The 24,694-nt window shown below is 71.2% G+C and carries 18 protein-coding genes; 4 read left to right on the top strand and 14 right to left on the bottom strand.

Features of this window, described 5'->3' with window-relative positions:
* Positions 1-55: 55 nt before the first annotated feature.
* Positions 56-1,129, top strand: a complete 1,074-nt coding sequence (locus ACWER9_RS11015; RefSeq protein ID WP_452301664.1) for a hypothetical protein — start codon at positions 56-58, stop codon at positions 1,127-1,129.
* A gap of 37 nt (positions 1,130-1,166) precedes the next feature.
* Here the strand turns inward: ACWER9_RS11015 and ACWER9_RS11010 are convergent, their stop codons facing one another.
* Both ACWER9_RS11010 and ACWER9_RS11005 read right to left on the bottom strand, forming a co-directional pair.
* Positions 1,167-2,264, bottom strand: coding sequence for a winged helix DNA-binding domain-containing protein (locus ACWER9_RS11010; RefSeq protein ID WP_452301663.1), 1,098 nt, complete (start codon positions 2,262-2,264; stop codon positions 1,167-1,169).
* Positions 2,265-2,390: 126 nt separating this feature from the next.
* On the bottom strand, positions 2,391-3,647 hold the full coding sequence (locus ACWER9_RS11005) for a phosphodiester glycosidase family protein (RefSeq protein WP_452301662.1): 1,257 nt from the start codon (positions 3,645-3,647) through the stop codon (positions 2,391-2,393).
* A gap of 347 nt (positions 3,648-3,994) precedes the next feature.
* On the opposite strand from ACWER9_RS11005, the gene ACWER9_RS11000 reads away from it, so the two are divergent.
* The gene (locus tag ACWER9_RS11000; protein WP_452301661.1) at positions 3,995-9,457 is read left to right on the top strand and encodes an ATP-binding protein; all 5,463 of its coding nucleotides are present in this window, start codon (positions 3,995-3,997) and stop codon (positions 9,455-9,457) included.
* Between the two features lie 114 nt (positions 9,458-9,571).
* Here ACWER9_RS11000 and ACWER9_RS10995 read toward each other — a convergent pair whose 3' ends face one another.
* The 10 genes from ACWER9_RS10995 to ACWER9_RS10950 all read right to left on the bottom strand — a co-directional run bounded on the left by ACWER9_RS10995 (position 9,572) and on the right by ACWER9_RS10950 (position 20,356).
* Positions 9,572-9,934 (bottom strand): beta-eliminating lyase-related protein, encoded by a 363-nt coding sequence (locus tag ACWER9_RS10995; protein WP_452301660.1) that lies wholly within the window; start codon positions 9,932-9,934, stop codon positions 9,572-9,574.
* Positions 9,935-9,973: 39 nt separating this feature from the next.
* Complete coding sequence (locus tag ACWER9_RS10990) at positions 9,974-10,552, bottom strand: sigma-70 family RNA polymerase sigma factor (protein ID WP_452301659.1); 579 nt, start codon at positions 10,550-10,552, stop codon at positions 9,974-9,976.
* A 126-nt stretch (positions 10,553-10,678) separates the two neighbouring features.
* Positions 10,679-12,472, bottom strand: coding sequence for an ABC transporter ATP-binding protein (locus ACWER9_RS10985; RefSeq protein WP_452301658.1), 1,794 nt, complete (start codon positions 12,470-12,472; stop codon positions 10,679-10,681).
* The gene (locus ACWER9_RS10980) at positions 12,469-14,175 is read right to left on the bottom strand and encodes an ABC transporter ATP-binding protein (RefSeq protein WP_452301657.1); all 1,707 of its coding nucleotides are present in this window, start codon (positions 14,173-14,175) and stop codon (positions 12,469-12,471) included. Before ACWER9_RS10980 ends, ACWER9_RS10985 begins: the two co-directional genes overlap by 4 nt.
* 52 nt (positions 14,176-14,227) lie before the next feature.
* The gene (locus ACWER9_RS10975; protein WP_452301656.1) at positions 14,228-14,818 is read right to left on the bottom strand and encodes a gluconokinase; all 591 of its coding nucleotides are present in this window, start codon (positions 14,816-14,818) and stop codon (positions 14,228-14,230) included.
* The gene (gene manD, locus ACWER9_RS10970) at positions 14,808-16,037 is read right to left on the bottom strand and encodes a D-mannonate dehydratase ManD (RefSeq protein WP_452301655.1); all 1,230 of its coding nucleotides are present in this window, start codon (positions 16,035-16,037) and stop codon (positions 14,808-14,810) included. The genes ACWER9_RS10975 and manD overlap by 11 nt, the downstream gene beginning before the upstream one ends.
* A 38-nt stretch (positions 16,038-16,075) precedes the next feature.
* Positions 16,076-17,224 carry a galactonate dehydratase gene (gene dgoD, locus ACWER9_RS10965; protein WP_452301654.1) on the bottom strand — a complete coding sequence of 383 codons (1,149 nt, stop codon included), beginning with the start codon at positions 17,222-17,224 and terminating at the stop codon, positions 16,076-16,078.
* A 7-nt stretch (positions 17,225-17,231) separates the two neighbouring features.
* Complete coding sequence (locus ACWER9_RS10960; protein ID WP_452301653.1) at positions 17,232-18,047, bottom strand: carbohydrate ABC transporter permease; 816 nt, start codon at positions 18,045-18,047, stop codon at positions 17,232-17,234.
* Positions 18,044-18,994: a carbohydrate ABC transporter permease gene (locus ACWER9_RS10955; protein WP_452301652.1), complete on the bottom strand. Its 951-nt coding sequence runs from the start codon at positions 18,992-18,994 to the stop codon at positions 18,044-18,046. Before ACWER9_RS10955 ends, ACWER9_RS10960 begins: the two co-directional genes overlap by 4 nt.
* 75 nt (positions 18,995-19,069) lie before the next feature.
* Complete coding sequence (locus ACWER9_RS10950; protein WP_452301651.1) at positions 19,070-20,356, bottom strand: ABC transporter substrate-binding protein; 1,287 nt, start codon at positions 20,354-20,356, stop codon at positions 19,070-19,072.
* Positions 20,357-20,491: 135 nt separating this feature from the next.
* On the opposite strand from ACWER9_RS10950, the gene ACWER9_RS10945 reads away from it, so the two are divergent.
* Positions 20,492-21,262, top strand: coding sequence for a FadR/GntR family transcriptional regulator (locus ACWER9_RS10945; protein ID WP_452301650.1), 771 nt, complete (start codon positions 20,492-20,494; stop codon positions 21,260-21,262).
* Between the two features lie 112 nt (positions 21,263-21,374).
* Positions 21,375-22,010, top strand: coding sequence for a hypothetical protein (locus tag ACWER9_RS10940; protein ID WP_452301649.1), 636 nt, complete (start codon positions 21,375-21,377; stop codon positions 22,008-22,010).
* Positions 22,011-22,133: 123 nt separating this feature from the next.
* On the opposite strand, the gene ACWER9_RS10935 is transcribed toward ACWER9_RS10940, so the two are convergent.
* Both ACWER9_RS10935 and ACWER9_RS10930 read right to left on the bottom strand, forming a co-directional pair.
* Entirely contained in the window at positions 22,134-23,459 is a 1,326-nt protein-coding gene (locus ACWER9_RS10935) for a carbohydrate-binding domain-containing protein (RefSeq protein ID WP_452301648.1), read from the bottom strand.
* A gap of 307 nt (positions 23,460-23,766) precedes the next feature.
* Positions 23,767-24,678: a hypothetical protein gene (locus ACWER9_RS10930; RefSeq protein WP_452301647.1), complete on the bottom strand. Its 912-nt coding sequence runs from the start codon at positions 24,676-24,678 to the stop codon at positions 23,767-23,769.
* Positions 24,679-24,694: the final 16 nt, after the last annotated feature.

Here is a 24,694-nt window from a genome sequence, read left to right as displayed (position 1 = left end):
GTTCGCGGCAACAATGATCCATCGTGGTCTATCCGTTCGGACACGGGAGCACATCATGCTCGACGCACGCAGCACGAACCGGCGACCCCGGGTGGTGAGGACACTGCTGGCGGCAGTAGCCGCAGCGGTGCTGGCGACCTCGGCACTTGCCGCACCGACCCCCGCCGAGGCCGCCGTCAGCCGGGCCGAGCTGGCCCTCCGCTGGGCACCCATCCACTACCAGGACGTCGATGCCACCGGTACTCACGCCCTCGGCGGGCAGTCGGACTACCTCACCCGGGTCGACTTCGACGGCGACCTGGACGGACGCAACAACTGGGACCGGACCGGCCAGCCGGGCTTCGCACTCGCCGCGCACGTCTACTACTCCGTCGTGGAGACGAGCACCCACTGGTACATCACGTACTTCTTCTTCCACCCTCGCGACTGGACCGACCACCCGTTCTTCGAGACCGAGCACGAGAACGACGGTGAGGGCGCGTTGTTCGCGATCGAGCGGGACGGCTCCCCGTACGGCGTTCTGCGCTCGGCTGTCACCGTCGCGCACAGTGACTTCTTCTCCTACACGCCGGCCGGCAGCACCTGGACCAGCGGCGGGGAGAGCGTCGACGGGACCCTGCGCTTCCAGGCGTCACCGCACGACACGTTCCAGCACCCGGTGACGGCGCAGGAGGCGCAGGGCCACGGCCTCAAGGCGCACCCGCAGTACGACATCAACGGCGACGGCCTGGTCTACTACCCGTCGACCGTCGCCGAGACGCCGAGCAGTGGCAACGACCGCGATGTGCGGTACCAGTTGGTCGACATCTTCGCCGCCGGTGGCCTGTGGGCTCAGCGGGCCAACGCGAGCCTGTTCGCAGGCCTCGGCACGTTCGCCGGTGACACGTCCGGCGACTGCGGCGTCGGCACCTGGAGCTGTTCGACCAACTCGGCCAACGCGCCCTGGGGCTGGGACGACGGCAACGACGCCCCCGCTCGCGGCGAGATCGCCAGCGACCCGGCGAAGCTGTCGGCCGCGTACTTCACCGTGCCGACCGGTCTGGCCCGCACCTACAGCTACAACCCGTACGCCAGCGCGGCGGCGGCGCTCGCCGAAGCGGCGAGGACGGCTGCGCCGACCGTCGACTGACCGCCTCGTCTTTCCGGGGTCGGGCCGCCCTGGTCCGTCACCGGGGAGACGTGTCGACCCGCACCCGGTCGCTCTCCTTGTCGGAGAGGAAGGCCGCCACCGCCTGCCCCTGCTCGGCCACGGCGTCCCGTTCCGGGCGGGAGAGAGGGCGCAGCGGGCTCACGGTCACCGTGCCCGAGTCGACGCGCCAGGTCGCCGTGACCCGGCCGTCGACGAGCACCACGCGTTCGCCGGCCACCGAGAGGAGACGGTGCGCGTCGTCGATGATCCGGCTGCGGTCGTCGTAGCCGAGGATCGCGTTGTCGAACGCCGGCAGGAACCGCACCGGAGCGGGGGTGCCCGGGTCGGGGCGGGGTGCGTCGGGGAGGTCGACAAGCTTGCGGCCCCGCTCGTCGCGGAAGGTGACCAGCTCGTCGCGTAACGCGGTCACCGCGGCCGGCAATCCGGCGAGACCGCTCCAGGCGCGCAGGTCGGCGGTGGTCGCCGGGCCGAACGCGGCCAGATAGCGGCGGACGAGCACCTGGCCGACCGGGTCGGCGCCCTCCCCGGTCGACGGGGGAACCTCCCGGCCCAGCCACGCGGAGAGCAGGACGTAGTGCGCGCCACCCTTGGCCCGCCACAGCCCCCGTGGCGGCACCTGCGTCATCGGGAGCAGCGCCACAGCGATCTCGCCCAACACCCGCAGCCCCGGCGTTGGCCAGCGCTCGGCGAGCGCCCGCCCGATCTCCGGCATCGAGCGGGGCTCACCGTCGGCCACCACCGCCCGCGCGGCGACGGCGAGCTCGTCGAGGTCGACCCCGTCCAGCTCGCGGCGGTAGACCCCGAGCACGCGTTGGCGCAGCATGGCGTCGTGACGGCCGCGCCAGGCCACGGCGTCGTCGGCGACGAGCAGGTGGACGGTGCGGCGCATGAGGTGGGTGCGCACCACCTGCCGCTCGGTCAGCAGGGTCGAGAGCACCGTCGGGTCGAACGCGGACAGCCGCGACCACAGCCCGACGAACGGCTCCTGCGGCTCCTGGGCCTGTAGGCCACCGAGGTGGGCGACGGCGTCCAGGGCCGGCAGGTCGGCGCGGTCGAGCAGCAGCTGCCGGGCGAGCGTCGCGCGGTTGAGCGCCCGGGTGTCGAGAATGGTCATGAGATCCCTTCGGCCGGCCTCATTATCCGACCCGGGGCCGACAGTCCGGGGGCCCGACGGTCCCGGTTACGCGGTTCGCCCCGCCCGGCGGCACCGGGCGGGGCGATGTCGAGCGGGGCGAACGGATCAGTGCTTGCCCACGAAGATCCCGATGCCGTTGGCGACCATGCGCTCCGTACCGTCGGACGGGCTGTTGCGGGCGGTGGCCGCGGCCTGGCCCGGCTCCCGGACGGCGACCGTGCTCGAACCGCCGCCGTCGAGGTTCACCGCGGCGTCCGCGCCGAGTGAGCGCATCAGGTCGGCCAGTTCGGCGATCGTGAACCCGGCGCTTGCCGGTGCACGGCCGGCCAGGGCCACCAGATAGACGGTCCGACCGTCGGGGCTGACACCGGCCGCGCTGCGTACCGCGGCGGTCTTGGTGTCCAGGCCGGCCAGCGGCGCACCGTCGCGCAGGATCGGCGCGCCACCGACCGCGAAGGTCAGCTTCGGCGTGGCGGCAGAGACGAGCTTCTCGCGCACCTGCACCCGGTCGCCCACGGTGAGGTCGTCGAGCGCGTCCGCGCCGCCCTCCCGGCCGACGAGCACCTGGGTGTCGGCCGGGATCGCGCCCGCACCGGGCGTCCGACCCACCGTGGTCACCACACCATCGCGGATGGTCACCTCGTAGGTGTGGGTGCTGCACGGGTCGCTGCGACTCGTGTCGGTGCCGCAGGTGGCCCGGACCCGGGAGGCGGTGCCCCAGTCGGCGGTGAACAGGCCGACACCGTCGACGGGCAGCGCGTACTGGTTGAGGCCGCCAAGCGCGATGGTGCCCTTCCTGCTGCGCACCTCGCCGTCCAGGCTGAGGGTGTCGACGCGCGCCTTGCCGTTCACGCCGACGCCGAACACGTCCCGGGTCGAGGTGCCGGGGGCGAGGCCGGGGCCGAAGCGCTGGGCGGTCGGCACCGCGAACTTCAGCTCCTCGCCGTCGGCGATCTCGGGACCGGACGACGAGTAGGTCGGGGTGACGCCGGCGTGCGTCTCGCTGTTGTTGAAGAAGTCGCCGTTGACGCCGGCGACGGCACCCTGCTCGTTCGTCATCGCCGAGACGACCTTGCGCTGGGCCACCGCGTCGGGGTGCAGCAGGTCCAGGGAGACCTTGTTCTTCTGGAGGTCGGCCGTGAGGAGGTAACCGACGGTGACACCCCGGGGCGTGGTCACCTCGAACGAGCCGTACGTGACGCCCGGGGCGAGCTGCTCGGTCGAGGTGATGGTGATCGGGGCGTCCGTCGCGGGTACCGTGGCGGTCGCGGCGTGGGCGACGCCGGCCGGCGTCACGAGCGTGGTCAGCCCCGCCGCGAGCAGCAGCGCCAGACGTGGGCGTACGAGGTGCGGTGACCTCATTGCCGCTCCTTTCCTGGTGCGTTCCTGGCCTGGGCCGGGATTGTCGAGCCGGGCCGGCGGTCGACCGGTCCGGCGATGATCGTCCTGGTCAGCCGATCATCCGGGAGTGAACACCGGAGACTGCGGACGTGAACCGCCCGCACCGTCTTGATCAACTGCCGGAGCGGCGAGGACCTGTCGGCGGAGTGCCGGGGTGCCAAAAAGTTTTGTGCACTTCCTACAACTGAGGGACTGTTGGTTCGGTGGTTGCGCCATAGCGCTCGCCGTCGCCACCCGGAAAGGTGATCACTGCTGGGAGCCGTCGTCTCGTGGCATGCAGGTCGAGGTCTAGTTAAGGGGTCTTTCGGGTGTTCAACCGTGTCGCCATCGTCAACCGTGGTGAAGCCGCCATGCGGCTCATCCACGCGGTCCGCGAGCTGGCCGCGGAGACCGGCATCCAGCTCGAAACTGTCGCCCTCTACACCGATGTCGACCGCAACGCCACGTTCGTCCGCGAAGCGGACATCGCGTACGACCTGGGCCCGGCATCCGCCCGGCCCTACCTCAACCTGGCGGTGTTGGAGCGCGCCCTGACCGAGACCGGCGCCGACGCCGCGTGGGTCGGCTGGGGCTTCGTCGCCGAGGACCCGGCGTTCGCGGAGCTGTGCGAGAAGATCGGCGTCACCTTCGTCGGGCCGAGCGCGGACGCCATGCGCCAGCTCGGCGACAAGATCGGCTCGAAGCTGATCGCCGAGAAGGTCGGCGTGCCGGTCGCGCCGTGGAGCCGCGGCGCCGTGGAGACCCTCGCCGCAGCCCGGTCGGCGGCGGCCGAGATCGGCTACCCGCTCATGCTGAAGGCGACCGCCGGCGGTGGCGGGCGCGGCATCCGCGTGATCCGGAACGAGGCCGAGCTGGACGACGCCTACGAGCGCACCAGCCAGGAGGCGGCCCGGGCGTTCGGCAGCGGCATCGTGTTCCTGGAGCGCCTGGTCACCGGGGCCCGACACGTCGAGGTCCAGGTCATCGCCGACGGGCAGGGCACCGCGTGGGCGCTCGGCGTCCGTGACTGCTCGGTGCAGCGACGTAACCAGAAGGTCATCGAGGAGTCGGCGTCGCCGGTGCTCGACCCGGCGCAGGCCGCCGAGCTGAAGACGTCAGCCGAGCGGCTGGCCGTGGCGGTCGGTTACCGGGGCGCGGCGACGGTCGAGTTCCTCTACCACCCGGGCGACCGCCTGTTCGCGTTCCTGGAGGTCAACACCCGCCTCCAGGTCGAGCACCCGATCACCGAGCTGACCACCGGGTTCGACCTGGTCAAGGCGCAGCTGCACGTCGCCTCCGGCGGGCGGCTAGAGGGCGCCCCGCCGGCCGAGCGCGGCCACGCCATCGAGGCCCGGCTCAACGCCGAGGACCCCGACCGCGACTTCGCGCCGTCGCCAGGCCGCATCGCCCGGCTCGACCTGCCCAGCGGCCCCGGCATCCGGGTGGACACCGGCGTCAGCGAGGGCGACACCATCCCCGCCGACTTCGACTCGATGATCGCGAAGATCATCGCGTACGGCCGTGACCGCGACGAGGCACTCGGCAAGCTGCGCCGGGCGATGGCGAACACCACGGTGATCATCGAGGGCGGGGCGACGAACAAGAGTTTCGTGCTCGACCTGCTCGACCAGCCCGAGGTGATCGACGCCAGCGCCGACACCGGCTGGATCGACCGCGTCCGCGCCGAGGGCCGACTCGTCACGCACCGCCACAGCGCGGTCGCCCTGGCAGCCGCCGCCATCGAGTCGTACGAGGAGGAGGAGCGCGTCGAACGGCAGCGGCTGCTGTCCACGGCGGCCGGCGGACGGCCGCAGGTGCAGCACGCCAGCGGCCGACCGTTGGACCTCAAGCTGCGTGGCGTCTCCTACCGCACCCGCGTGGCGCGCGTCGGCCCGCACCGTTTCCGGGTCGGCATCGAGGCGGGTCCGGTCGTGCGCACCGCCGACGTCGAACTCAACCGCTTCGACCGGCACACCGGTCAGATCGTCGTCAACGGCATCCGCTACCGCCTGCTCACCGGCACGTACGGGCCGACCCACCTGGTCGAGGTGGACGGCGTGACGCACCGGGTCAGCCGGGACGAGGGCGGCGTTCTGCGCTCCCCGATGCCGGCGCTCGTCGTCGCCACTCCGCTTGAGGTCGGCGCCGAGGTCGAGGCCGGCGCGCCGGTGCTGGTGCTCGAAGCGATGAAGATGGAGACGGTGCTGCGGGCACCGTTCAAGGCGCGGCTCAGGGAGTGCGCCGTGTCGGTGGGCAGCCAGGTCGAGGCGGGCGCGCCGCTGCTGCGTCTGGAGCCGATCGCGGACGACGCCGAGGAGGCCACGGACGACGCGAGCGCCGAGACCGTCGAACTGGACCTGCCCACCGCCGCCGAGGACGTCCCGGCGACCGAGCGCAGCAGGCGCGGTCAGGAGGACCTGCGGGGTCTGCTGCTCGGCTTCGACGTCGACCCGCACGACGACCGTCGGGTGCTCGACGGCTACCTCACCGCCCGGCGGGAGGCCACCGAAGCCGGTCAGCGGCCGCTGGCCGCCGAGCTGGACCTCATCGAGGTGTTCGCCGACCTGGCCGAGCTGAGCCGCAACCGGCCGACCGGCGAGGACGGTGGCGCCGCGCACGTGCACAGCGCCCGGGAGTACTTCCACACCTACCTGCAGAGCCTCGACGTCGAGCGGGCCGGGCTGCCGGACGCCTTCCAGACCCGGCTCGGCAAGGCACTCGGCCGATACGGTGTCACCGACCTGGACCGCACGCCCGCCCTCGAAGCCGCCGTCTTCCGGATCTTCCTCGCCCAGCAGCGCGGGTCCGCGGACGCGCAGGTCATCGCGGCGCTGCTGCGCGCCTGGCTGCGGGAGACCCCGCCGGACGAGACGCTGCGCGAGCCGGCCGGCCTCGCCCTGGAGCGGCTGATCGCCGCCACGCAGGTCCGCTTCCCCGTGGTCGCCGACCTCGCCCGTGGAGTGGTGTTCGCCTGGTTCGCCCAGCCGCTGCTGCGCCGCAACCGCGCCCGCGTCTACGCCGAGGTCCGGGGGCACCTGCGGCACCTGGACGCGCACCCGGACGCGGCGGACCGCGCCGAGCGCATCGCCGAGATGGTACGCAGCACCGAGCCCCTGGTCCGGCTGCTCGGCCAGCGGCTCGTCCGCGACCACCTCGACAACGCGGTCATGCTGGAGGTGCTGACCCGGCGCTACTACGGCAACCGGTCGCTCACCAGCGTGCGCACCCGCGAGGTCGCCGGCTGCACGTTCGTGGTCGCCGGGCGCGCCGACTCGAGCGTGGTCTCCGCCGCGGTGAGCTTCGACGCGCTTGGCAGTGCCCTGCGGGGGCTGGCCGAGCTGGCCAGCGGCGAGGACGCCGTGGACGCCGACATCTACCTCGGTTGGGAGAACCAGCCGGAGGACTTCGACGCGATGGCGGCCGCGCTGGCCGAGGTCATCGCCGCGCACCCGCTGCCGCCTCAGGTCCGTCGGGTGACCACCACCGTCGCGGGGCGCGGCGGGGCGGTGATGCACCACCACTTCACCTTCCGCCCGTCGGGCGCGCAGTTGACCGAGGACCGGCTGATCCGCGGACTGCACCCGTACATCGCGCAGCGGATGCAGCTGGAGCGGCTGCACAAGTTCGACCTCACCCGGCTGCCGTCGTCGGACGAGGAGGTCTACCTCTTCCAGTGCGTGGCGCGGGAGAACGGGGCCGACGAGCGTCTCGTGGCGTTCGCGCAGGTGCGTGACCTGACCGAGCTTCGTGAGCAGGACGGCCGGCTGGTCGCGCTGCCGACGACCGAGGACGCCATCGCCGCCTGCCTCGACTCGATCCGCCGCGCCCAGTCGCGGCGGCCGTCGAAGACGCGCTTCAACACCAACCGGATCGTCGTCTACGTGTGGCCGCCGAGCGAGCTGACCCGCGAGGAGATGGAGATGATCGCCGGGCGGGTCCGCCCGACGACTGTGGGCGCCGGCCTGGAGGAGATCCTGTTCATCGCGCGGCAGCGCGACCGCCGCACCGGCGAGCTGACCAGGATCGCCGTACGGATCTCGTTCGACGCCGCGGGCGGCGCGGAGCTGGCCGTCGGGGAGCCGCCGGTCGAGCCGATCGAGCCACTCGACGAGTACCGGCTCAAGGTGCTGCGGGCCAGCAGCCGCAACACCGTCTACCCGTACGAGCTGACCGGCCGGCTCGGTGAGTTCGTCGAGCACGACCTCGACGACGACCACAGGTTGGTGCCGGTGCAGCGGCCGAAGGGGCGCAACAGCGCCGCCATCGTCGCCGGTCTGGTCACGACTCCGACCAAGCGCTACCCGCAGGGTGTCACCCGGGTGGTGCTGCTCGGCGACCCGACGAAGTCGCTTGGCGCCCTGTCGGAGCCGGAGTGCCGGCGGGTCATCGCCGCACTGGACCTGGCCGAGCGGATGCAGGTGCCGCTGGAGTGGTGGGCGCTCTCCGCGGGTGCCCGGATCTCGATGACCTCCGGTACGGAGAACATGGACTGGGTGGCCGCGGCGCTCAAGCGGATCGTCGAGTTCACCCAGGCCGGCGGTGAAATCAACATCGTGGTCGCGGGCATCAACGTCGGCGCGCAGCCGTACTGGAACGCCGAGGCGACGATGCTCATGCACACCAAGGGCATCCTGGTGATGACGCCCGACTCGGCGATGGTCCTCACCGGCAAGCAGTCGCTCGACTTCTCCGGTGGGGTGTCGGCCGAGGACAACTTCGGCATCGGCGGCTACGACCGGGTGATGGGGCCGAACGGGCAGGCGCAGTACTGGGCGCCGAACCTCACCGCCGCACGGGACGTGGTGATGGCGCACTACGACCACACGTACGTCGCCCCCGGCGAGGCCGCGCCCCGGCGGGCGGTCACCACCGACCCGACCGACCGGGACATCTCCGACTTCCCGCACGACGTGGCGGGCAGCGCCTTCGCCACCGTCGGGGAGATCTTCTCCGTCGAGGCCAACCCGGACCGCAAGAAGCCGTTCGACATCCGTACGGTGATGCGTGCCCTCTCCGACCAGGACCACCCGGTGCTGGAGCGGTGGGCCGGCATGGCGGACGCGGACACCGCCGTCGTGCAGGACGTCCACCTCGGTGGCATCCCGGTCTGCCTGCTCGGCATCGAGTCCCGGTCGGTGCCCCGGCACGGCTTCCCGCCCACCGACGGCCCGGACACCTACACGGCGGGCACGCTGTTCCCCCGCTCGTCGAAGAAGGCCGCGCGGGCCATCAACGCGGCAAGTGGCAACCGGCCGCTCGTCGTGCTGGCGAACCTGTCCGGCTTCGACGGCTCACCGGAGTCGATGCGCAAGCTGCAACTGGAGTACGGCGCCGAGATCGGCCGGGCCATCGTCAACTTCCAGGGGCCCATCGTCTTCTGCGTGATCTCGCGCTACCACGGCGGTGCGTTCGTGGTGTTCTCGAAGGCGTTGAACCCGACCATGACGGTGCTGGCGCTGGAGGGCTCGTTCGCCTCGGTGCTCGGTGGCGCACCCGCCGCCGCCGTGGTGTTCTCCGCCGACGTCAACGCCCGGACGGCGGCCGACCCCCGGGTGCGGGACCTGGAGGCCCGCGTCGCGGCCGCCACCGGCACCGAGCGCGCCGCGCTGACCGCCGAACTCGACGAGCTGCGGTCGTCGGTGCGGGCGGAGAAACTCGGCGAGGTGGCCGCGGAGTTCGACCGGGTGCACAACATCCACCGCGCCGTCGAGGTGGGCTCGGTGGATGCCGTCATCCGCGCCGCCGAGCTGCGTCCGCGCATCATCGAGGCCATCGAGGCCCGCCTGGGCTAGGACGGCAGGCGCTCCCACGACGTCAGCACCACCGGTCGTCGACCGGTGGTGCTGACCGTCCGGGTGGGACGTGTCGCGACTGTCGCGCCACTGGTCCCGCTCGTACTCCGCCCGTCAGGTCGCGTGCCGTAGCAGCTCGTGAATGTGTCCGACCACCTCGTCAGGGGTCAGCTCCATGGCGTTCACACCGACGCTGACCTCGAATGAACACCGGTCCGGGTCCGGCGCGGACCGTACGCGGCCGAACAGCTGGCCGTGCCGGTCGCCGGCCGGGTGGCAGCGCAGGCCGTGCACGACGTGGTGCCCCCGGTGCTCCCAGGCCTCCAGGTGGCTCTGCGGGTGGGCGGCGAAGGCCTGGCGGCCACGTCGGTCGGCGTGCACCCGCAGGGCGACCTGCTGTGCCATCGTCCCGGACGGAAAGAACAGCGCGTCGTCCTTGCCGAGCAGGGATGCCATCCGCCGTTCGAGCACAGCCACCGGTCCGGCCAGGCTTACCGGGCGGGCAGCCTACCCCCCTCAGCCGATTCGTCGCTCCGTACCCGGGTCGGCCTCGGCCTGCCAGGCGGCGACGAGGTCCTCGCGCGCCCGCGCGACCCGGGACCGGATCGTGCCGACGGGGCACTGGCAGACGTCCGCCGCCTCGGCGTACGACAGGCCGAGCACCTGGGTGGCGACGAACGCCTCGCGGCGCTCCCGGGTCAGACCGGCGATCAACTGGTGCAGGGTCACGCCCTCGTCGGCGCCGGCCGTGATCGCACCGGCGGCCTCGGCCGCAGCCTGCCAGTCCGGCACCGACGCCACCCTCGGCCGGACCACCGCCGTCCGGACGTGGTCCACGGCGACGCGCCGGGCGATGGTGAACACCCAGGTACGGGCCGACGAGCGGCCGGCGAAGCCGGGCAGGTTGCGAAGTGCCCGCAGGAACGTCTCCTGGGTCAGGTCGTCGGCCTCCCCCGGCCCGGCCAGGTGCGACAGGAACCGCCAGACCTGGTTCTGCAGGGCCCGGATGAACGCCGCAGCGGCCTGCCGGTCACCCTGGCCCGCCTCGCGCGCCCACCGGGTCACCTGGTCGTCGTCAGCGACACCGTTCCGCACCGACCACCGTCCTGTGTGCCACGGGCGCTCCTCCATGCCGAGATGTGCCGCCGTCGGAACGCCGCCGGTCGGCCGCGCACTCTGGTGGTCGTCGGCCGGGCCGGAAAAGTTCCCGGGCGTCCCCGATCAGCTCGGGAGCGCGAGCTCGGGCATGCTCCACGACCGCCAGAGCTGGCTGTAGCCGCCCCCGGCCGCCAGCAGCTCGGCGTGCGTCCCGTGCTCGGCGACGCGCCCCTGCTCCAGGACGACGATGCGGTCCGCGGTGGCCGCCTGGCTGAGACGGTGGGCCACGACAAGCGTGGTACGGCCCTCGGTGGCCGCCACGGCGGCGCGGTCGAGGTCACGCGCGCCGGCGCTGCCCGCCTCGGCGGTGGCCTCGTCGAGGACCGCGACCGCGGGATCGGCGAGGACGAGCCGGGCCAGCGCGAGCTGCTGGGCCTGGGCCGGGGTGAGCTGTCGCCCGCCCTCCCCTACCGTGGTGGCGAGACCGTCCGGCAGGGTCCGCACCCATTCGGTGGCGCCGACGAGGTCGAGGGCGGCGGTGATCTCGGCGTCGGTGGCGTCCGGGTCGGCGAGGCGCAGGTCGTCGGCGAGCGGCCCGGCGAAGACGTGCACCTCCTGGCTGATCAGCGCGATCTCACGACGGAGGCGGTGCTCGTCGAGCTGTGCCAGCGGCACCCCGCGCAGCGTCACCGCGCCGTCGGTGGGCGCGATGATGCCGGCGATGATTCCGGCGAGGGTGCTCTTGCCCGCGCCGCTCGCGCCGACCAGGGCGACCCGCTCCCCGGGTGCGAGCCGCAGGGCGATGTCCCGCAGCACCACCGGCCCGTCGTCGTAGCGGTGCTGCGCGACCGTCACCTCGAGTGCCGCCGGTTCGGCCCGATCGTGGCCTGCGGGTTCGGTGCCGGCGGGTGCCGCGGTGTCCGGCAGTGTGGTGACCCCGACGAGTCGGGCGAGGCTGGCCCCGGCCTGCAACACGGAGTCCGACTCGAACAGCAACAGGCCGATGGGGTTGAAGAGGCGGTGGAAGTAGAGGGCGGCCGTGGTGGCGGCGCCGACGGTGACCAGGTCCCCCCGGACCAGCAGGAAACCGGCGAGCAGCACGGCGGCGAGCCCGACGAACTCCGAGCGGTTGATGCGCAGCCCGAAGCGGGTGAAGAGGCCGAAGATCTCCAGTGACAGGTCGCGGGCGACGCCGGAGCGATCCGCGATCCGGGCGACGTGGGCGTCCTCCATCCGGTAGGCGCGCACGGTGGCCGCGCCCCGCAGCGCCTCGGCCGTCGCCTGCGCCCGCTCGCCGGTCGCCACCCGCTCCCGCGCGTAGTACGGAATCGAACGCCTGAGGTACCAGCGCAGCGCCACCGCGTACGCCGGGGCCGCGACCAGCCCGGCGACGCCGAGTCTCCAGTCGAGGGCGAAGAGCCCCGCCGCGGTCAGCACGACGGACAGCAGCGCGCCGAGGAAGGCGGGGCCGCTGGTGGCGATCACGTTCGTCACCACTGCCACGTCGTCGCCGGCACGGGCCACCAGGTCCCCGGTCCCGGCCCGTTCCAGGGTCGCCGACGGCAGGTGCAGGGCGCGGTCGAGGACCCGCTCCCGGAGTCGGGCCAGCACAGTCTCACCGAGGCGCGCGGCGACCGCCGCTCCGGCCGCGGTGAGGAGCCCCGCGAGCACGGCGGCGCCGGCGATCACGCCGGCCCAGGCCAGCACCCGTGGCGTGTCGGTGCCGGCGATCACGTCGTCGACGAGGCGGCCGAGCACCCACGGGGCGACGAGCCCGGTCGCGGCGGCGGCGACGAGCAACGTGCCGGCGACGGCGCTGAGCCCCGGCAGGAGGGCCAGTTCGGCGCGGAGGGCGGCCCAGGTCTGCCGGCCGGTGGCCGTCGGCAGCAGTTGCCGGGTGGTCGGCTCGGACGTCATCGCAGGGTCTCCTCCCGGTAGCGGGCGTCGCTGGCGAGCAGCCGCTCGTGGGGACCCTCGGCGACGACCCGTCCCCGGTCGATCACCGCGACCTGGTCGGTGACCCGCAGCAGCGCCGGGCTGGAGGTGACGAGCACGGTGCCGCGGGTTCCCGCCCCGCGCGCCTCGGCGAGTCTCGTGGCGAGCAACCCCTCGGTCACCGCGTCGACGGCGGTGGTGGGGTTGTGCAGCACCAGCACCGGCGGGTCGGCGACCAGCGCCCGCGCCAAGCCGATGCGCTGGCGCTGCCCACCGGAGAGGTTCGCCCCGCGTTCGGTGAGCAGGCGGTCCAACCCGTGCGGGTGCGCGGCGAGCACGTCCTCGGCTGCGGCGGCCCGTACGGCGGCCCGCAGGACCTCGTCGTCGACGGGCGCGCCGGCGCTCAGATTGGCGCGTAGCGTCCCCTCGAACAGCGCCACGTCGTGCTGCTCCACGAGGACGAGGGCGCGCGCGGCGTCGGTGTGCAGTTCGTCGGCGGGCACACCGTCGACACGGAGCGTCCCCCGGTGCTCCGCGCGGGGCACCCGGCCGGCCAGCAGCGCCACAAGGGCCTCGGCCTCGGCCGGGTCGTAGGCGAGCACACCCAGGATCTCACCGGCGCCCACGCGCAGGTCGACGTCGTCGAGGCCGGCGTACGAGACCCGGTCGAGGACGAGCCGGGTGGGGCTCGGGTCGGGCGGCCCGGCGTCGCCCGGCTGGACGACCGGCGCGGCGCCGAGGAGGCGGGCCACCCGTCCGGCGGAGGCTCGGGCCATGGCGAACAGCTGGACGCAGTATCCGAGCGTCTGCACCGGCTCGGCGATGAACTGGGCCAGCCCGACCACGGCGACGAGTTCACCGATGGTGAGCCGCCCCTGCAGCGCGAGCCAGCCGGCGACTCCGGCGACCGTCGCGAGGAAGAGACCGTTGACAGTGGTGGTGAGCCCGAGGTGCAGACCTTTGGTGGTGGCGGCGCGCAGGGTGACGTCGAGCGCGTGCCGGCTGGCGCCCGCGTACCGGCGGGCGGCGTGGTCCTGCGCCCCGATGCCGCGTAGCACACGGAGGCCGGTGACGAGGTCGACAGCGAGGGCGGTGGTGGCGGCGAGGGCCTCCTGCTGCGACGTGCTGCGCCTGGTGAGCAGCGGCGCCATCCGCTGAAGGGCGACGACAAGCAGGGGTACGCCGATGAGCACCCCGAGGCCGAGGGGTACGTCGACGACGAGCAACGCGACGGCCGCGACCACGATGGCGGTGAGGGCCGCGGCGGTGAGCCCGGCGACCCGTACGACGAGCGCGGACAGCTCGGCGTCGGAGGCGGTCACCGAGAGCAGCTCGCCGTCGCGCATGCCCGACCGGCGTCCACGCGGGTCGAGGGCGCTACGGACGATCTCGACCCGGGTGGCGTGCGCCTCGTGTTCGACGGCGGCGAACGCCAGTCGCGCGCCGGCCCGGTAGGCGAAGGCGAGCACTGTGAACAGGGCAGCCAGGCCGGCAAGCGAGAGCACCAGGGCGCCGACGTCTCCGGTGGCCACCGCACGGTCGATGACCACGCCGATGACGACCGGGACGAGGGCTTCGGTGGCCTGGTGGGTGCAGAGCAGCGCGATGCCCCCGGCCACCCGGGCGCGCTGTCGACGCAGCGCGCGACGGAGCACCACGGCGCCGGTGGTCTCGACGACTGTCATGCGCGGATCGATGAGGGCACGCGGCTGACTCCATGACGAAGGGCAGGCTAACCTAACACGCCTCCGAGGCAGGGTCGGAGTCGCGGTCGCGCTGTCGACCCGGCGGCGCCGAGCCGGGCAGCCCGAGACCCTTGACGGCCGCCGCGACCAGGGCTTCGGGGGGCAACGAGACATCGAGTACGAGCACCGACTCGTCCGGTTCGGCCGGCTCCAAGGTGGCGAGCTGTGAATCGAGCAGGCTCGCTGGCATGTAATGCCCCTCGCGTCGGGCCAACCGCGCACGGATGACCTCCGCCGGCCCGTCCAGGTGCACGAAGTCCACCCGCAGCGGGCCCCGGCGGAGCACGTCCCGGTACGACCGCCTCAACGCCGAGCAGGCCAGCACCGTCGACCGGCCCTCCGCGCCACGCTCGGCGATCCACCCGGCGACGTCCCGCAGCCAGGGCCACCGGCTGGCGTCGTCGAGCGGCACGCCGGACCGCATCCGCGCCACGTTCTCCGGGGAGTGGAACTCGTCCGCCTCGGCGAACGCCAACCCGGTCACCGCGCTGATCCCCCGTGCCACGGTCGTCTTGCCGGCCCCGGAGACGCCCATCACCACGACGTGCCGGGTGGGCCGGGCGCCGCGCCGCTCACCAGTCATGGACCGTGCCGTCCTTGAGCCGGTTGAACGGCAGGTACGCCGGCTCGTACGGGAACCGGGCCGCCACCTCCTCGTCGAGTTCCACCCCGAGCCCCGGCTGGTCGCCCGGGTGCAGGTAGCCGTCGGTGAAGGTGAACGACTGCCGGAACACCTCGTTGGCCAGCGGGGTGTGCTTCATGTACTCCTGGATCCCGAAGTTGTGGATGGCCAGGTCCAGGTGCAGCGCCGCGGCCATGCCCACCGGGGAGATGTCGGTGGGGCCGTGGATGCCGGACTTGATCTGGTACTGGGCGGCGAAGTCGAGCAGCTTGCGCATGGCGGTGATGCCGCCGGTGTGGGTGACCGCCGACCGGACGTAGTCGATCAGCTGCTCCCGGATCAGAGTCTGGTAGTCCCAGACCGTGTTGAAGACCTCGCCGATGGCCAGCGGGGTGGTGGTGTGCTGGCGGACCAGCCGCAGTGCCTCCTGGTTTTCGGCCGGGGTGCAGTCCTCCAGCCAGAACAGGTCGTACGGTTCGAGGGCCTTGCCGAGCTTGGCGGCCTGGATCGGGGTCATCCGGTGGTGGCCGTCGTGCAGCAACGGCAACTCCGGGCCGAACTCGGCCCGCACCGCCTCGAAGACCGTGGGCAGGTGGCGCAGGTACGCGCGGGTGTCCCAGTCCTCCTCGGCGGGCAGCGGGGTGCGTTGCGCGGGCTCGTAGTCGTAGCGCTGGCCGGTGGCGCTGGGCTGCGCGGCCACCCCGTAGACGGCGTTGATCCCCGGCACCGAGGTCTGCACCCGGATCGACCGGAAGCCCTCGTCGAGGTGGCGGCGGATCGAGTCGAACAGCTCCGGGATGTCCCGCCCGGACGCGTGCCCGTACGCCATGATGCCGGTGCGGGACGCTCCACCCAGCAACTGGTAGAGCGGCATGCCGGCGGCCTTGGCCTTGATGTCCCAGAGCGCGACGTCGACGGCGGCGATGGCCGCCATGGTCACCGGCCCACGCCGCCAGTACGCCGAGCGGTAGAGGAACTGCCAGGTGTCCTCGATCCGGTGCGCGTCGCGCCCCATCAGCAGCGGGGCGACGTGGTCGCGCAGGTACGAGGCGACGGAGAGCTCCCGACCGTTGAGCGTGGCGTCGCCCAGGCCGGTGATGCCGTCATCGGTGGTGATCTTGAGGGTGACGAAGTTCCGGTCGGGGCTGGTCACGATCACGTCTGCTGCGACGATCTTCACGGGGGGTGCCTTTCGTTCGTGCCGGGCTGAGGGGTGTCTCACCACTCCGCGTAGGAGCCGTCGGGGTGCCGCCAGGTCGGGCTGCGCCAGGCGTGACCGCGCTTGTCGGCGGTCCGTACCGCGTGTTCGTCGACCTCGATGCCGAGACCTGGCGCGGTCAACCGCTCGACGTACCCGTCGACGAAGGTCAGCGGGGTCCGGTCGAGGCAGTAGTCGAGCACCTCGGCGCCCTGGTTGTAGTGGATGCCGATGCTCTGTTCCTGAATCAGGAAGTTGGGGGTGGCGAAGCCGACCTGGAGGCACGCGGCGAGGGCGATCGGCCCGAGCGGGCAGTGCGGGGCGAGTTGCACGTCGTACACCTCGGCCAGCGTGGCGATCTTGCGAACCTCGGTGATGCCGCCGGCGTGCGCGAGGTCCGGCTGGGCCACCGCGATGCCGGCCTGCAACACGGGCAGGAACTCCTGTCGGTTGTAGAGCCGCTCCCCCGTCGAGATGGGGGTGGTCGTGCAGCGGACGACCTCCCCGATCAGGTGCGAGTTCTCCGGCACCACCGGCTCTTCGAGGAAGAACGGCCGGTACGGCTCCAGCAGCGGGGCGACCCGCCGGACGTTGGCCACGGTGAACCGCCCGTGGAAGTCCACCGCCACGTCCCGGTCGTCGCCGAGGACCTCGCGGGCGACGGCCACCCGCTGCACCACCGCGTCGAGGTCGGCGACCGAGGCGAGCGCCCCCATCCGCCCGGACGCGTTCATCTTCACCGCGGTCAGGCCCGCCTCGATCCGGGCGCTGACCTGGTCGCGGATCTCGGCGGGCTCGTCACCGCCGATCCAGCCGTACACCCGGATCCGGTCCCGGACCGGCCCGCCGAGCAGTTGGTGCACGGGAGCGCCGTAGTGCTTGCCGGCGATGTCCCAGAGCGCCTGGTCCAGACCGGACACCGCGCTGGCCAGGATCGGGCCGCCCCGGTAGAAGGACCCCTTGGTCAGCACCTGCCAGTGGTCCTCGATGCGCAGCGCGTCCCGGCCCACGAGCACCTCGCTGAGCTGGTGGACGGCCGTGCGTACCGTCTCGGACTGGCCCTCGCAGGTCGCCTCGCCCCAGCCGACGATGCCGGAGTCCGTCTCGATCCGGACGAAGAGCCAGCGGGGTGCGACCAGGAAGGTCTCCACTGTTGCGATCGTCGTCATGACCCGGTCAGCCCTTCGTGGCACCGGCGGTGAGGCCGGAGACGACGTACTTCTGCACGAACAGGGCGATCAGCATGATCGGCAGGGTGACCACGGTGGCCGCCGCCATCAGGCCACCCCAGTCGATGCTGGCGTAGCCGACGAAGTCGAAGATCGCGACGGGGAGCGTCTTCGTGTCGGCGCCGGAGAGCACCAGGGCGAACATGAAGTTGTTCCAGGAGAAGATGAAGGAGAGGATGCCGGCGGTCGCGACGCCGGGCACCGACAACGGGAGGGTGATCCGCCGGAACGCGCCGATGTGGGTCAACCCGTCGACGAGCGCGGCCTCTTCCAACTCGGCCGGCAGGCCGTCGAAGTAGCCCATCATGATGTAGACGATCAGCGGCAGCGACACGAACATGTGACTCAGGATCAGCACGGTGAAGCCGCCGACCATCTTCAGGTTCGAGAAGACGTAGTACCAGGGCACCAGGAGCGAGACGCCGGGGATCACCCGGGCCATCAGCACGACGAGCGCGGACTTCTGCATGGCGAAACGGCTCATCGAGTACGCGGCGGGCACCCCGAGCAGCAGCGAGAGCGTGGTGGCCGCGAACGCCACCCAGAGGCTGTTGCCGATGAAGTCGAGATAGTTCGCCTGCTGGAGCACGGTCTCGTAGTTCTTCAGACTTGGTGAGAAGACGAACGCCTTCGCCGTGTCGTAGATGTCCACGTTGGTCTTGAAGGACGCGGCGATCATCCAGAGCAGCGGCGCCATCAGCGCGAACACCACGACCACGAGAGCCGACGTGCGGAACACCCGGTACGGCTTGCTCGGCTTCATCGGCCCAGCCCCTTCTTGCGATAGGTGAGGGCCCACATCACCCCGATGATGATCAGGAAGAAGATGATCAGGACGGTCGACGAGACGCCGTAGTCGTTGTAGTCGAAGCTGAGCCCGTAGGCGTACACGTTGAGGGTCTCGACCTCGTGGAAGGACCCGCCGCCGCGCCCCTTGGTGGCGTAGAGGATGTCGAACGTCTTGAGCGCGTCGATGCCGCGCAGCAGGATGGCGACGATCACCGTGGGCATCAGCAGCGGGAGTGTGACGTGCCGGAACCGCTGCCAACTGCTGGCGCCGTCGATCCGGGCCGCCTCCTGGGGCTCGTCGGAGAGCGAGGTGAGCCCGGCGAGCAGGATCAGCACGACCATCGGGGTCCACTGCCAGATGTCGATGAACATCGTCGTCGGCAGCGCTGAGTGCTGCCCGGCCAGCCAGGGCTGGGGGCCGATCCCGACCCAGCCGAGCAGGTGGTTCGCCATGCCGATGTTGGGGTCGAAGATCAGGCGCCACATCATGCCGACCGCCACCGGAGTGGCCACCAGCGGCAGGAGGATCGCGACCCGCACCCACTTCTCACCGCGGAAGGGTCGCCACAGCAGCAGGGCAATCGCCATGCCGAGGACGACCTCGAAGAGCAACACGACGCCGGTGAACAGGACGGTACGCCAGACCGCCGGCCAGAACCGGTTGGTGTCGGTGAGCACGTCGACGTAGTTCTGGACGCCGATGAACTCGAAGTCGGCGCGTACCGAACCCTCGGCGTCGGTCAGGCTCAGGTACCCGGTCCACGCCACCGGAAAGATGATCAGCAGGGCGACGAACGCCATGGCGGGCGCCGCGAAGAGCCACTTGCGGTGTTCGTTGGCCCACCGTGACCAGGCGGAGTCTTCCGGCGGCGCCGCAGCGGCCTCGGGCGTGTCGGTGCGGGGGGTGATGACGGCTGACATGAGGGGTCTCCGGGTTCGCAGGTCAGGTCCCGGCGGGGCGGCGGAGCCCGTCGGCTCCGCCGCCCGGCGGTCGGGCTACTTCGCCTCGTCGTCGAGGAACTTCTGGAACGCCGCGTTCGCCGTGTCCGCCGAGGCGGCGGCGTCCTTGCCGGTGATCGCGTCGACGATCGGCTGACCGACGAGCTCCCGCGCCTGGGCCACCTTGACCACCAGCGGACGGTCGTGGCCGACGCCGTTCGCGGTGCTGACGGTGTTGGCCTCGGCGAGGTCCTTCGGCAGGCTCGCGGCGCTCGCCGGGTTCGCCCAGACCGAGGCGCGGGCACCGGGTACGCCGGCGGTCTGCTGCGCCAGCGCCTGCTCCTTGCCGGCGGCCCACTGGATGAACGTCCAGGCGTTGTCCTTGTTCTCCGAGCTGTCGTTCACGCCGAGCGCCCAGGAGGGGATGTTGTACGGCTTCGACCCGGCCGGGCCGGCCGGGAAGGGGGCGAAGCCGACGGAGTCGACCACCTTGGACTTGGCGGGGTCGGTGGCGTTCTTGTAGAGCGAGTTGGCCTCGGTGTAGAAGGCCGCCTTGCCCTGCGTGAAGATCGCCATCGCCTCCGACCAGCTCATGTCGGTGCTGATGTTCTCCGGGCCGTGGTCGCGCAGCAGCCCGCCGTAGTAGGCGTACGCCTGCTTGGCCTGTTCGGTGTTGACGGTGGCCTTGCCGCTCGAGTCCACGAAGTCGCCGCCGAAGCTGAAGAGGAAGCTGGAGAACTGCGTCACGGCGGCGGCCTTGCCGGTACGGGCGACGAAGCCGGCGACGCCGGGGTTGTCGGCCTCGATCTTCGCGGCCTGCGCCTTGAGCTCGTCGAGGGTCTTGGGGGGTGCGGCGAAGCCGGACTTCGTCAGCAGGTCCTTGCGGTAGTAGAGGACCTCCTGCTCGGTGATGATCGGCAGCCCGACCACCTTGTCCTCATAGGTCGTCGCCTGCATCGGCCCGGCCTGGAAGTCGCCGACCTCGAAGGCGCTGTCGGACCTGGTCCTCTCGCTCAGGTCGGCGAGGTACTTGTTCTTGCCGAACAGCTTCCCCTCCTGCAGGGGCCGGTACATCATCACGTCGAGGTCGTCGGACCCGGCGTTCAGCTTGACGTTGTACTGGTCGGAGAGCTGGTCCTCGCCGAGCTGGGTGACCTCGACCTTGAGGCCGGACTGCTTCTCGAACTCCGGCAGGACCTTCTTGATGTTCTCGGTCCACACGTGGTTGACAAGTGTCACGCGAACGGTCTTGGAGTCTTCGCCGCCGCCGTCACCGCCGCACGCGGCCACGCTCATGGCGGCGACCACGGCCAGAGAAGTGCCGATTATCGATCGACGTCGCACGCTTGTCTCTCCTTCTGTCGTGGTCGCCGCCCCGGTGGGAGCCGCTACCTCGGCGTTACATCCGCTTAACATCGGGATGTTAGGCCCAAAAAGCTGATTACCTCAAGAGGTAGATGCGAATGATATGATCTTTGGGTGGAACCGTCCTCACCAGAGGTTGCCGCCGCGCCGGCCCTCCCCGCCGAGACCGGGCTGCACGCGCGCGTCCTCGAACACCTCGGCACCGCCATCTGCGGCGGCGAGCTGGCACCCGGGTCGGTCCTCAACATCGACGAGCTTGTCGACAGGTACGCCGTGTCCCGCTCGGTCGTCCGCGAGGTGCTACGGGTGCTGTCCTCGATCGGTTTCATCGAGGCGCGCCGACGGGTCGGGGTGATGATCCTGCCGGCCAGCGCGTGGAACGTCTTCGACCCGCAGGTGATCCGCTGGCGTCTCGCCTCGGCGGGCCGGATGGCCCAGCTCCGCTCGATCACCGAGCTGCGCACCGCCGTCGAGCCGCACGCCGCCTTCCTGGCCGCCAGCCGGATCGGCCGTGACGAGGCGAGCGACCTCGTCGGGCTGGCAGCGAAGATGTGGGCGGCCGGCGAGGCGGGCGACGAGGAGCGCTTCCTGCACCTGGACATCGAGTTCCACAGGCGCGTCCTGCTCGCCTCCGGCAACGAGATGTTCCTCCGGCTGCAGGAACTGGTGGCGGAGGTGCTCACCGGCCGGCACAAGCACCACCTCATGCCGCACCACCCGCACCAGCAGGCCCTCCAGATGCACGCCGACGTGGCCCAGGCGATCCAGCGGCGCGACGGCGACCGCGCTCGCCAGGCGATGGTGCACCTGATGGAGCAGGCGTTCGACGAGATGAAGTCACTGTGGGAGCAGACCGTCGCCCCCGACCCCCGCAACAGCGCTTGATCGACTCGGTTTCCAGGAAGTCGGGCTATCAACGAGCCCTCGAGGCCCCGACTTCCTGAAAGTCGCGGCAGGCTGCCACCGCCAACGGGTGACATAGGGGATCGACAACACGGTGACCAAGGAGGCCGCGGTGGAGATGGTCGAGCAGCTTGTTTCCCGGACGGATGCCGCCTACCAACGGTGGTTGGCGTCGGTCACCGACGACGTCGTCGCCGATTGGGTGGGCATGTTCAGCCGGGAGTCCCTGTTGGAGCGCCACACGACCTACGGGATCGGTGAGTGGCTCCCGGGCTACCTCATGATCGGTCAGGAGGGCGATCGGGGCTTCTTCCTCAGGTGCGACGGTGGCGGGGGCTCCGTGTTCCAGGCCGACCTGGGCGGTCTCGGCGAAGCCGATCTCGTCGTTGTCGCCCCCGCGTTCGAGGTGTGGCGGAGGTCCGGTTTCGCCCTGCCCCCCGAACCGGAGCCGGACCTGCCGATGACGGCCGACCTCTATGTCGACGGGGTTCCTGTCGATGCCGTTCACCTGCTGGCGCGGGCGAGGAAGCTGCTGGGTGTGGACTGGCGGTTCGTGGACCTCAGGGGCCTGCTCGCCGTCCAACCGTTCCTGGCGGTGAGGTCGGCTCGCCTCTACGTGCTGCGCCGCGACCTGGAACACGCCCCCGAGTTGCGGCCGTACCTGCTCTACGCCACCGGCCACGGCCTGGAAGCGATATGGCCGACCGACAGCCCGGAAAGCCGCAGGTGACGTGCCCTTCGGCGGCGCGCCCACCGTTCCGTCGATGATCGACTCGGTCTTCATGAAGTCGGGGCATCCCTTGCCCGAGGATGCCCCGACCTCCTTGAACCCGAGTCGATCAAGCGGCGAGGCTCAGCGCACTAGGCCGACGCCGGTGAACGACCTGTCGTACTCGGTGAACGACTGATTGGTGTACGGCGCGTAGATCCAGGTCCGCAACGAGTTCGCTGCGGTGTTCACCTCGACCAGGCGTACCGGATTGGTGGTGTTGGAGTGGAACGTCTGGAGGAACGAGTAGATCTTGTTGCCGTTGACCCCGGTGTCGACCCGGTTGGCGGCGATGCCCGTGTGACCGGAGAAGACGAACCGGATGTTGGCGTACTGCTTGACCAGGTTGTCGAAGAGGTACTGCGGGCTGGTCGCACCGTAGGACGCGCTCTGCTCGATGGCGCCGTTCCCGTCGATGTAGTCGTGGGTGACGACGATGACGTTGTGCCGGGGGTTGGCGGCGACGACGTTCCTGGCCCAGTTCACCGCCCCGACCCGGGGCCAGAGTTCGAGTGTCAGCACCAGCCACTGCACGCCGCCGGCCTCGAAGGTCGAGTACGAGTTGTCGACCTTGCCGGCCTCGAACTGCCCCTTGACCGCCCGGTACTGACCGGCCGTGAAGTACTGGTTGAAGACTGTGGTGTCGCGGACGAGTTCCCGGGTGCGGGAAGGGTCGCGGGCCGAGCCGCCAACGCCGGTGGCCTGGGTGTCGTGGTTGCCGATGGCCAGCGAGTACGGGATGGCGGCATTCTCGATCGGCCGCATCGCGTCGCGGGCGATGACGTACTGCGAGTGGTCCGGGGTGTCCCAGTTGACCACGTCACCCGAGGAGGTCACGAAGCGCAGGTCCAGCGCGGACCGGTTCTGCACCAACCAGTTCGTGCGGTTGAGGAACCGGGTATCGGCGCTGTTGAGCACCTCCTGCTGGGTATCCGGCAGGACGGCGAAGCTGAACGTCGCGTCGGTGGCGCCCGGAGTCTCCATCCGCGCGTACGCGACGTGGACGTTGCGGTCGCAGGAGTCGGCCCGGAAGTCGTTGATGAACTGGATCTTCACGGTGTGCTGCCCGCCACCGACCGCCGTACCGACCGGATAGGTGCCGTAGCTGGTCGAACTGACGATCGTCGTCTGGCCGACGCTGACACCGTCGACCGTCACCCGCACGGTCGGCCAGCCCTCGCAGTTGTCACCGATGGCGCCGATCAGCACTCGCCCGGAACCACTGATGCTGGTGCTCGCGTAGCTGGAATTGCCCCAGAGCGAGGCGTGGGTGCCGGAGGCGGGCACCGGGGTGCCGGTCGCCGTACGGATCGCGCCGTCCACGACTGTGAACGGGGAGGGTTCGGCGGCGCTCGCCGTGCTGCCGGCGAACACTCCCCCCGCGATGACGACCACGATCGCCACTGCCATCGCGACGATCGTGGACCTTGATCTCCTGATTCGCACCGCTGATCCTCCCTTTACGACGTACGCCCAGAAGCTGGGCATTCGCAGCCTAGGAGGAATGGGGACGACACATGTGAATACTTCACGACCATCCCGCGTACCCGAGTTGTACTCTCCGAACAGCTCAAGCCGACCATGCCGACGAGAAGCCACCCCACCGTCGCCCGAGCACGGTGATCAGGTGATGAGAAGTAGGTCAGGGAGGGGTCCTGGAAGCTGTTTTTCATCACCTGATCATGGTTGGCGCGACTGAGGGGCGACCGTCGTCGCGCTACCGGGCGCTGTTGCCGCCCGGTCGATCCGCACCGGCGGCGGAGGGCCGGTGCGCGATGCGGGGCGCCCGCACGGCGGAGGCGTTGACCGACCCCGGGCGGTAGTCCCGCGCCGCGCTGGCCACCATCTCGTCGACATCGCGGACGAGCGCCTGCCGGATGTGCGGCGGAACGACCTCGGACGTCGCCATCGCCAGTCGGACCTGCACCGCGCGGTCGTCGACCAGGCGGGCCAGATCCGCCTCGCTCAGCTCGACGGCCCGCACCAGCGCGGCGCGGACGTCGACCACCGGGTCCGCCGCGAGCGCGCTGCGCTGCTCGGCGGTGGTCCGCGGGTTGCGGGCAAGCCCCTTGCGTACGCGTGCGGTGCGATCGGCAAGCAGGGCGGTGATCACGTCGGGGTCGTGGGTGTGGGTGGCGAGCCGTTCCCGTACCTCGGGTGACACGTCGTCGATCAGCCTGGCGGCCAGCTCCGGCTCCAGCTCATGACTCTCCGCGAGGAGACCGCGGAGCTCCTTGTCCGAGGTCTCCGACATGACCCGGCGGATCGACTCGTCGCAGGCGGGGTTGCCGGCCACCGCCCAGCGGACCCACCGGTCGGCGTCCTTGACCAGCCGCATCAGGTTGCCGACGGAGGTCGAGGGGTTCCTGGCGACGGCCTCCCGGACCTGACGATCGTGGTCCCTGGTGAGCGGGCGCAGGGCCTGCGCGGGTGCGTCCACCCGGGTGGCCACCGCCTTGCGGACCACCGGCGACGGGTCGGAGGCCAGGTCGATGAGGGTCATCTGTGGCGTTGTGGGGTCTTGTGCGAGGTCCAGCCGCGCGTCGGCGCCACCACCGATCGGACGGTGGTCGGTGGTGCTGGACCGGCTGTGTCGGTCGGCCGCGACGACGTCCCGCTGTTTCCCCATCGCGCAATCATGTCAC

The sequence above is a fragment of the Micromonospora sp. NPDC003944 genome (assembly GCF_053605225.1).
The sequence above is the reverse complement of the archived record's forward strand: the minus strand, read 5'-3'. Positions and strand labels throughout refer to the sequence as shown.

Excerpts from the sequence above, each read along its gene's own strand:
- ACWER9_RS11015 (WP_452301664.1), top strand. The coding sequence starts at position 56 with ATGCTCGACGCACGCAGCACGAACCGGCGACCCCGGGTGGTGAGGACA.
- ACWER9_RS11010 (WP_452301663.1), bottom strand. The coding sequence starts at position 2,264 with ATGACCATTCTCGACACCCGGGCGCTCAACCGCGCGACGCTCGCCCGG.
- ACWER9_RS11005 (WP_452301662.1), bottom strand. The coding sequence starts at position 3,647 with ATGAGGTCACCGCACCTCGTACGCCCACGTCTGGCGCTGCTGCTCGCG.
- ACWER9_RS10985 (WP_452301658.1), bottom strand. The coding sequence starts at position 12,472 with ATGACGTCCGAGCCGACCACCCGGCAACTGCTGCCGACGGCCACCGGC.
- ACWER9_RS10980 (WP_452301657.1), bottom strand. The coding sequence starts at position 14,175 with ATGACAGTCGTCGAGACCACCGGCGCCGTGGTGCTCCGTCGCGCGCTG.
- ACWER9_RS10975 (WP_452301656.1), bottom strand. The coding sequence starts at position 14,818 with ATGACTGGTGAGCGGCGCGGCGCCCGGCCCACCCGGCACGTCGTGGTG.
- dgoD (WP_452301654.1), bottom strand. The coding sequence starts at position 17,224 with ATGACGACGATCGCAACAGTGGAGACCTTCCTGGTCGCACCCCGCTGG.
- ACWER9_RS10960 (WP_452301653.1), bottom strand. The coding sequence starts at position 18,047 with ATGAAGCCGAGCAAGCCGTACCGGGTGTTCCGCACGTCGGCTCTCGTG.
- ACWER9_RS10955 (WP_452301652.1), bottom strand. The coding sequence starts at position 18,994 with ATGTCAGCCGTCATCACCCCCCGCACCGACACGCCCGAGGCCGCTGCG.
- ACWER9_RS10935 (WP_452301648.1), bottom strand. The coding sequence starts at position 23,459 with ATGGCAGTGGCGATCGTGGTCGTCATCGCGGGGGGAGTGTTCGCCGGC.
- ACWER9_RS10930 (WP_452301647.1), bottom strand. The coding sequence starts at position 24,678 with ATGGGGAAACAGCGGGACGTCGTCGCGGCCGACCGACACAGCCGGTCC.